Origin of the sequence: Streptomyces ureilyticus, from assembly GCF_011045025.1 — a bacterium.
In the GTDB taxonomy this organism is placed as follows: domain Bacteria; phylum Actinomycetota; class Actinomycetes; order Streptomycetales; family Streptomycetaceae; genus Streptomyces; species Streptomyces ureilyticus.
Window position 1 is genome coordinate 33,737 of record NZ_JAAKZX010000073.1, and the last position, 8,160, is coordinate 41,896.

Sequence of the window (8,160 nt, forward strand, 5' to 3'; positions counted from 1 at the left end):
CTGCCATGTGCCGTGGCCCGGCTGCACGCTTAAGGCGAGGGAGACGGAGCAGCCCCTTGGCGAGGAGGACCGCGATGACCGGCACCGAAGCCCCGGAAGCTCTTGCAGTCCTGGACCGTGACGGGCTCGACGCCCTGGTTGCGGCCCTGGTGGCCGACGGACGGACCGTCGTCGGGCCGACGGTCCGCGACGGAGCGATCGTGCTGGCCGAGCTGGCCTCGGCGGCCGAGCTGCCGTACGGCTGGGGTGTCGAGCTCGACGCCGGGCGCTACCGTCTCGTCCGCCGCGAGGACGGTGCCGCCTTCGCGCACAGCGCGGGCCCGCAGTCCTGGAAGTCCTACCTGCACCCCGCGCGGGAGCGCCTCTGGAGCGCCGACCGGACACCCGAGGGCGACCTGTCCTTCACGGCCGACGAACCCGAGGCACCGTCGTACGCCTTCCTCGGCGTGCGCCCCTGCGACCTGCGGGCCATCGCAATCCAGGACGGCGTCCTGACCGGCGGGCGGCACACGGACGGAGGCTACGGCAAGCGCCGGAAGCGGGCGCTGCTCATCGCCGCCGAGTGCACCGAACCGGGCGCGACCTGCTTCTGCGTGTCGACGGGCGGCGGCCCCGCGGCCGACGCCGGGTACGACCTGGCGCTCACCGAGGTGGTGGACGAGGGCGGGCACCGGTTCCTCGTCCGCGTAGGCAGCGAGGAGGGTGCCCGGCTGCTGGAGCAGGTTCCGCACCGGGCCGCCGACATGGTCACGGACGCCTCCGCCCGGGCCGCGGTGGACGCGGCACGTGACCGCATGGGCCGGGCGCTGCCCCCGGTCGACCTGCGCACGCTGCTGGGTGCAAGCCTGGCGGCCGAGCGCTGGGATGACGTCGCGTCACGTTGTCTGACCTGCGGCAACTGCACGATGGTGTGCCCCACGTGCTTCTGCACCACTACCGAGGAGGTCACCGACCTCACCGGTGACCACACCGAGCGGTGGCAGCGCTGGGACTCCTGCTTCGACCTGGACTTCTCCTATCTGCACGAGGGCCCGGTGCGTTCCTCGGGGCGTGCCCGCTACCGGCAGTGGCTCACCCACAAGCTGTCCACCTGGCACGACCAGTTCGGCACGTCCGGCTGCGTCGGCTGTGGGCGGTGCATCGCCTGGTGCCCGGCCGGCATCGACATCACGGAGGAAGTCGCCGCACTGCACGCCGAACTCGAGACGGAGAAGGAGACGGAGCGATGACCCCCTCGATCACCCTGCGCATGCCGCACGCGCTGCCTCCCGAGCACCGGGAGCGACTCCTGCGCGTCGCCCGCGAGGTCGGCTTCCGCCAGGGCGCCCGGCTGTTCGAGGAGGGCGGTCACGCCGACCGCTTCTGGATCGTCCGCGACGGCACGGTCGCCCTCGACATGCACGTCCCCGGTCACCCCACGCCCGTCATCGAAACCCTCGGCGAGGGTGATCTCGTGGGCTGGTCCTGGTTGTTCGAGCCGTACGTCTGGCAACTGGGCGCCCGGGCGCAGACGCCGGTGCGGGCGTACGAGTTCGACGCCGTCGCCGTGCGCCTGATGTGCGACGACGACGCCGAGTTCGGGCGGGAGATCGGCCGCTGGGTCGGTCGGGTGCTGTCCCATCGGCTGAACGCCGCCCGCGCCCGGCTGGTCGACCTGTACGGCACCTCCACCAGCGGCGGTGTGCGATGACCGCCGTACCGGTTCCGTACCTCGTGGTCGACCGGCGGCGGGAGACCGAGGAGTCGGTCACGCTGCGGCTCGAACCGGTCGCCGAAGCACTGGACGACTTCGCGCCGGGGCAGTTCGCGATGGTGCACTGCTTCGGCCGGGGCGAGATCCCCCTGTCGGTGAGCTCCGTGCAGACCACGGGCGGCCTCGCCCACACGATCCGCAACGTGGGCGCGGTCTCCGACGGCCTGTGCGCGGCCCGCGTCGGCGACCTCCTGGGCCTGCGCGGCCCCTACGGCACGAGCTGGGAGCTGGATCGGGCGCGCGGCCGGGACGTGCTGGTGGTGGCCGGCGGCATCGGGCTCGCTCCGCTGCGGCCGCTGATCCTGAGCGCGCTGGCCGAGCCGGAGGCGTACGGCCGGGTGAGCGTGCTCGTCGGGGCACGTACGCCCGGTGATCTGATCGCCCGGGAGGAGATCGAGAGCTGGCCGACGGCGTACACCAGGGTGATGGTCGACTGGCCCGACAAGGAGTGGCGAGGGGACGTCGGAGTGGTCACCCAGTTGCTGGGGCGTGCCCCCTTCGACCCCGCCGGCACCTGGGCTTTCGTCTGCGGCCCCGAGCCGATGATCCGCGCCACCGCCCGCGAGCTCGCGGACCGAGGTGTGCCCAAGGAGCGGATCCGGGTCTCGCTGGAGCGCAACATGCGCTGCGCCACCGGGCACTGCGGGCACTGCCAGCTCGGTCCCCTGCTGGTGTGCCGGGACGGACCGGTGGCCGGCTGGGACGTCGCCGAACCCCTGCTGTCCGTAAGGGAGTTGTGAGATGAACGCGCCCACACTCGCCGTGTTCAAACTGGCCTCCTGCGACGGCTGCCAGCTCACCCTGCTGGACTGCGAGGACGAACTCCTCGCCCTGGCGGGCCGGGTGGACATCACCCACTTCCTGGAAGCGTCCAGCGCGGTCGCACCCGGACCGTACGACCTGACTCTTGTCGAAGGCTCGGTCACCACCACCGAGGACGCCGAGCGCGTCCGCGCGATCCGGGCCGCCTCCCGCCACCTGGTGACCATCGGCGCGTGCGCCACCGCCGGAGGCATCCAGGCACTGCGGAACTTCGCGGACGTGGACGAGTACCGCCGCACGGTCTACGCGCACCCCGAGTACATCTCCACCCTGGCCACCTCCACCCCCGTCTCGGCCCACGTCGACGTCGACTTCGAACTGCGCGGCTGCCCCATCGACCGCCGCCAGCTCCTCGAGGTCATCACCGCCTTCCTCGCCGGCCGCAAGCCCGACGTCCCGAACCACAGCGTGTGCTTCGAGTGCAAGCGGCGCGGAACCGTCTGCGTCACCGTCGCCCACGGCGCCCCCTGCCTCGGCCCGGTCACGCACGCCGGGTGCGGGGCACTGTGCCCGGCGTACGGGCGCGGCTGCTTCGGCTGCTTCGGCCCGTCGGGTTCGGTGAACCTGCCCGCGCTGATTCCGCTGCTGCGCAACGGAGGTGCATCGCGTAGCGATTCCGGCAAGGGCGGTGGTGGGAAACGGGCGGGCGGTCTCGACGAGGCCGCCGTCGAACGGCTCCTGCACACCTTCAACGCCGCCGCATTCGACAAGATCGACAAGGAGGCGAGGACGTGACCCACCGCGGATCCCGTGTCCTGCGCGTCGGCTCGCTCTCCCGGGTCGAGGGCGAGGGCGCGCTGCGCCTGCACGTCCACGACGGCACGGTCACCGAGGCCCGGCTCGACATCTACGAACCACCCCGCTTCTTCGAGGCGTTCCTGCGCGGCCGTGCGTACACCGAGCCGCCCGACATCACGGCCCGCGTGTGCGGGATCTGCCCGGTGGCGTACCAGATGAGCGCGTGCTCGGCGATCGAGGACGCCTGCGGGGTGACGGTCGATCCGGTGATCCGTGAGCTGCGCCGGCTGCTGTACTGCGGAGAGTGGATCGAGAGCCACGCCCTGCACATCTACCTGCTGCACGCCCCGGACTTCCTGGGACGCGCCAGCGCCATCGAACTGGCCCGCACGCACCGGGCCGACGTGGAGCGGGGGCTGCGGCTGAAGAAGGCGGGCAACTCCCTCATGGAGCTGCTCGGCGGACGGGCCGTCCACCCCGTCAACGTACGACTCGGAGGCTTCCACCGGACCCCGACCCGTGCCGAACTGCGGCCACTGGCCGAGGAGTTGAAGCAGGCGCTCGACGACGCCCGGGAGACCGTGCGCTGGGTGGCGGGGTTCGACTTCCCGGACGCCCGTGTCGACGCCGACCTGCTGGCACTGGCCGCCCCGGACACGTACTCCATCGAGGGCGGCACCCCGACCGTGCTGCGCTCCGACGGCACCCTCGGCTCGTTCCCGGTGCGGGACTTCACGGACCGCGTCACCGAGACCCACGTGCCGCACTCCACCGCTCTGCACTCGCGGCTCGACGGGCGCCGCCACCTCACCGGGGCCCTCGCCCGGTTCGCGATCAGCGGGCGCCGCCTGTCCCCGGCAGCCCTGGAGGCGGCCCGGGAGGCGGGGCTCGGCGATCCACGCGAGGGCTCGGTGTGCCGCAACCCGTTCCGGTCCATCCTCGTGCGGGCCGTCGAGGTGGTGTACGCCGTCGACGAGGCGCTGCGGATCATCGAGGAGTACGAGCCGCCGGGGCGCCCGTACACCGACGTGCCACCCGCCGCCGGTGTCGGACACGGCGCAACCGAGGCCCCGCGAGGGCTGCTCTACCACCGCTATGCCCTCGACGCCGACGGCACTGTCACCGACGCCCTCCTAGTGCCGCCCACCGCGCAGAACCAGGGCGCCATCGAGGACGATCTGCGCCGCGTCGCGCAGCACGCCATCACTGAACAGGACCCGGACGACGCCGAGTTGACGGCGTTGTGCGAGCGGACCATCCGCAACCACGATCCCTGCATCTCCTGTTCCACCCACTTCCTCGACCTGAGGGTCGTCCGCACCTCTGGAGGCCGCGATGCCTGAAGCCCCGTACACCGTGAGCGATGTGATGACGCACACCGTCGTCGCCGTCGGGCGCGACGCGTCCTTCAAGGAGATCGTCGAGCTGTTCGACCAGTGGAAGGTCAGCGCGCTGCCGGTCCTGGAGGGCGAGGGCCGGGTCATCGGCGTGGTCTCCGAGGCCGATCTGCTGCACAAGGAGGAGTTCCGCGACGCCGACTACACCGACGTCAACCCGGGCGAGCCCGCCGAGCGGGCGAAGGCGGCGGCGGTGACCGCGGGCGAACTGATGACCACCCCGGCCGTCACCGTGCACGCGGACGCCTCGCTGGCCAAGGCCGCCCGCATCATGGCCCGCCGGCACGTCAAGCGGCTGCCCGTCGTGGACGGCGTGGGCATCCTGCAGGGCGTGGTCAGCCGCGGCGACCTGCTCAAGGTCTTCCTCCGCTCCGACGAGGAGATCGCCGAGGAGATCCGGCACACCGTTCTGAACCAGCTCCCGCTCACCACCACACTGACGGTGTCGGTGACCGAGGGCGTGGTCACGCTGGGCGGTTCCCTCCCCGACCGCGCACTCGTCCCCGTCGTGGCCCGGGCCGTGCGGGCAGTGGAGGGGGTCGTGGACATCCGACTGGAACTGACGCACCGATGAAGTACCTGGACGAGTACCGCGATCCCGTCCTCGCCCGGCGCCTGCTGGACGAGCTGCGGGACACCGCGACGCGCCCCTGGCGGATCATGGAGGTTTGCGGAGGCCAGACGCACACTCTGGTGCGCCAGGGCATCGACGAACTGCTGCCCGCCGGCATGCGCATGATCCACGGTCCCGGCTGCCCGGTCTGCGTGACCCCGCTGGAGACCCTCGACCGGGCCATGAACATCGCGGCCCGCCCCGGCGTCATCCTCACCAGCTTCGGCGACATGCTGCGCGTCCCCGGCACCGACACGGACCTGCTGTCTCTGCGGGCGCGGGGCGCTGACGTCCGCGTCGTCTACGCACCGATGGACGCCGTACGCATCGCCGCCGACCACCCGGAACGCGAAGTGGTCTTCCTCGCCGTCGGATTCGAGACGACGGCGCCCGCCAACGCGACGGCCGTCCTGCACGCCGCCCGCCTCGGCCTGACCAACTTCTCGATGCTGGTCAGCCACGTCCTGGTGCCCCCTGCGATGACCGCGCTGCTCGACGACCCCGACTGCGAGGTGCAGGCCTTTCTGGCGGCCGGGCACGTCTGCGCGGTGATGGGCTGGCACGAGTACGAGCCGATCGCCGCCCGGTACCGGGTGCCGATCGTGGTCACCGGCTTCGAGCCGCTGGACCTGCTGGAGGGCATCCTCATGGCCGTACGGCAGCTGGAGTCGGGCCGCCACGAGGTGGAGAACCAGTACGCGCGGGCCGTGCGCCGATCCGGCAACACCCGGGCTCAGGATGCGGTGCGTACCGTCTTCCGGGTCACCGACCGGGCCTGGCGCGGCATCGGTCCGCTGCCCCGCAGTGGCCTCGAACTCATTGAGGAGTACGAGCGGTTCGACGCGGCCCATCGCTTCGACGTGGACGGACTACGACCGGTGGAGGACCCGGAGTGCATCGCGGGTGCCGTCCTCACAGGCGCCCGCCTGCCCACCGACTGCCCGGCGTACGGCACCCGCTGCACACCACGTCATCCCCTCGGCGCGCCCATGGTGTCGACCGAGGGCACCTGCGCCGCTTTCCACGCGGCCGGACGCACGTCTGCGAGGAGCTCGGCATGACCATCGAATGCCCCACCCCGAACCACGAGGACGAGGTCGTCCTGCTGGGCCACGGCGCCGGCGGCCGCCTGACCGCGGATCTGCTCGACCAGTTGATCCTTCCGGCCTTCGACAGCGGCTCGGGCCCGATGGAGGACGCCGCGCTGCTGCCGGGGAGCCCCGACCTGGTGGTCAGTACGGACAGCTTCGTCGTCAGCCCGCTGTTCTTCCCCGGCGGTGACATCGGTTCGCTCGCCGTTCACGGCACGGTCAACGACCTCGCCATGCGCGGCGCCCGGCCGCTCGCCCTGTCCGTGGCCCTCATCGTCGAGGAAGGGCTGCCGCTGTCCGAACTCCGGTCCGTACTCCGCTCGTTGGGCAAGGCCGCGCAGTCCGTCGGCGTGCCCGTCGTGACCGGGGACACCAAGGTCGTGGGCCGCGGCGCGGCCGACAAGCTGTTCATCAACACCACCGGCATCGGGCAGCGGACCGGATCGCTGCACCCGTCCGCCGCCCTGGCCCGCCCGGGCGACGCGGTGCTGCTGTCCGGGCCGATCGGGCTGCACGGCACGACCGTGCTCAGCACACGCGAGGGCCTGGGCTTCGAGAGCGACATCGCCTCGGACACCCAGCCACTGCACCGCCTCGTGCGAGCGATGTCGCCGCTCGGCCCGTATGTACACGTCCTGCGGGACCCGACCCGGGGCGGGCTCGCCGCAGCCCTCAACGAGATCGCCCGCGACTCGTCCGTCGCCGTCGAGATCGACGAGAGCGCGGTCCCGGTACCGGAGGCCGTGGCCTCCGCCTGTGACCTGCTCGGCCTCGACCCGCTGGTCGTGGCCAACGAGGGGTGCCTGGTCGCCTTCGTCACCGCCGCCGTGGCCGACGAGGCCCTGGCCATGATGCGATCCGTGCCCGAGGGAGCCAAAGCGGTGCGGATCGGCGAGGTGCTTCTGGAAGGGCCGCGTGGACGGGTGACGCTGCGGACCCTGGTGGGCGCCCGACGGATCGTGGAGATGCCGCTGGGTGAGCAACTACCGCGGATCTGCTGACTGTTGTTCGAGCGAAGGGGACCAGGCACCCCCGACCCTCTGATGCCCTCTGACCGAGGGCGAGCGGCAGGAATCCGTCCGACCGTCAGCCGGTCTGCCCCCACTGCTCACCGAACCAGGCCCACTCCCTGTCCCACTGCTGGCATGCGCCGCCGCTCCAGGCGTCCGCGCACAATCCATCCGACGGACAGGACGGCCGCGCCGGCGCCCACCGCGGTCGTCGTGCCCAGCGCCACGACCTGAAACTCGGCCTCCACGCCGGCCACGGACGCGGGCACCAGCTTGCCGTTCCGGTCCAGCCACATCTGCGTCCTGGCTCCGGTCTTCTCTCCAGGGTCGACCCGGGCCAGGCTCGTGCGGGTCGAACCGTCCGACGCCGTCCGGCGCACCTTGGCCCACACCTGGTCGCCGGCCCCGGCGGCCTCGGAGGTGGCACGAGGAGCGCCCTGAATGAGCACGGCCAGGACGGCGTGCCGCTCGGCTCGTCGGCTCTCCAGGTTCTGCACCACAGCGTGCGCGGTCGCCGTGCCCGCGGCAGCGCCGGCGGCCGCCGCGAGGCACCAGACCCCGAGCAGCAGCCGGGCTTCAACGACATCGCTGCGGCGTGGTGGGGGTCCCCTCGCTCATTAGAGGACCATCCCTTCTGCAGCCCTCACGGGTAGGGTTGTGACCTCTCGGTCCCGGCGGGTGCACGGCCGCGCTCGCGTGCTACGCGATGGCCAGCATGAGTTATGCCGGCCCCGCC

General features: G+C 72.0%; 8 protein-coding genes and 1 pseudogene. 8 read left to right on the forward strand and 1 reads right to left on the reverse strand.

Features of this window, described 5'->3' with window-relative positions; genetic code table 11:
* Positions 1-74 precede the first annotated feature (74 nt).
* The 8 genes from G6048_RS22840 to hypE are packed head-to-tail and all read left to right on the forward strand — an operon-like array spanning position 75 to position 7,415.
* A complete protein-coding gene (locus G6048_RS22840) occupies positions 75-1,229 on the forward strand; it encodes a 4Fe-4S dicluster domain-containing protein (RefSeq protein WP_165341451.1) in 1,155 nt (384 codons plus the stop codon).
* Complete coding sequence (locus G6048_RS22845; RefSeq protein ID WP_165341452.1) at positions 1,226-1,690, forward strand: Crp/Fnr family transcriptional regulator; 465 nt, start codon at positions 1,226-1,228, stop codon at positions 1,688-1,690. Before G6048_RS22840 ends, G6048_RS22845 begins: the two co-directional genes overlap by 4 nt.
* A complete protein-coding gene (locus G6048_RS22850) occupies positions 1,687-2,493 on the forward strand; it encodes an FAD/NAD(P)-binding protein (protein ID WP_165341453.1) in 807 nt (268 codons plus the stop codon). The genes G6048_RS22845 and G6048_RS22850 overlap by 4 nt, the downstream gene beginning before the upstream one ends.
* A 1-nt stretch (position 2,494) precedes the next feature.
* On the forward strand, positions 2,495-3,310 hold the full coding sequence (locus tag G6048_RS22855; protein ID WP_165341454.1) for an NADH-quinone oxidoreductase subunit B family protein: 816 nt from the start codon (positions 2,495-2,497) through the stop codon (positions 3,308-3,310).
* Positions 3,307-4,656, forward strand: coding sequence for a Ni/Fe hydrogenase subunit alpha (locus G6048_RS22860; protein ID WP_165341455.1), 1,350 nt, complete (start codon positions 3,307-3,309; stop codon positions 4,654-4,656). The genes G6048_RS22855 and G6048_RS22860 overlap by 4 nt, the downstream gene beginning before the upstream one ends.
* Positions 4,649-5,284 (forward strand): CBS domain-containing protein, encoded by a 636-nt coding sequence (locus G6048_RS22865; RefSeq protein WP_165341456.1) that lies wholly within the window; start codon positions 4,649-4,651, stop codon positions 5,282-5,284. Before G6048_RS22860 ends, G6048_RS22865 begins: the two co-directional genes overlap by 8 nt.
* A complete protein-coding gene (gene hypD, locus G6048_RS22870; protein ID WP_165341457.1) occupies positions 5,281-6,384 on the forward strand; it encodes a hydrogenase formation protein HypD in 1,104 nt (367 codons plus the stop codon). Before G6048_RS22865 ends, hypD begins: the two co-directional genes overlap by 4 nt.
* Complete coding sequence (gene hypE, locus G6048_RS22875) at positions 6,381-7,415, forward strand: hydrogenase expression/formation protein HypE (protein ID WP_165341458.1); 1,035 nt, start codon at positions 6,381-6,383, stop codon at positions 7,413-7,415. Before hypD ends, hypE begins: the two co-directional genes overlap by 4 nt.
* 107 nt (positions 7,416-7,522) lie before the next feature.
* On the opposite strand, the pseudogene G6048_RS22880 reads toward hypE, so the two are convergent.
* Positions 7,523-8,008: pseudogene (locus tag G6048_RS22880) on the reverse strand (Rv1733c family protein); the annotation flags it as partial.
* Positions 8,009-8,160: the final 152 nt, after the last annotated feature.